Consider the following 329-nt stretch of genomic DNA (forward strand, 5'->3'; position numbering starts at 1 on the left):
TTATGCGGTATTAATCCAGATTTCTCTGGGCTATCCCCCAGTATAAGGTAGGTTGCATACGCGTTACTCACCCGTGCGCCGGTCGCCATCTTCTAGCAAGCTAGAAATGCTGCCCCTCGACTTGCATGTGTTAGGCCTGTCGCTAGCGTTCATCCTGAGCCAGGATCAAACTCTTCGTTGTATAAAAAACTTATAGTTAATTCTGCTCGTGGATAATATCTAAGTTAATTCGTAAATTTAATTGACAAGGTTATTTTCTTGTATTTACCTAACTTTATTCTACTTCCAATATTTTCAAAGAACTCTCGTTCAAAATTTCTAGTTTGTTT

At 39.2% G+C, this 329-nt stretch carries 1 rRNA gene; it reads right to left on the bottom strand.

The features are described from left to right. Positions 1–181 (bottom strand): 16S ribosomal RNA (locus ACXR6G_RS20175); the annotation flags it as partial. Positions 182–329: the final 148 nt, after the last annotated feature.

It is taken from the genome of Ancylomarina sp. YFZ004, from assembly GCF_054254355.1.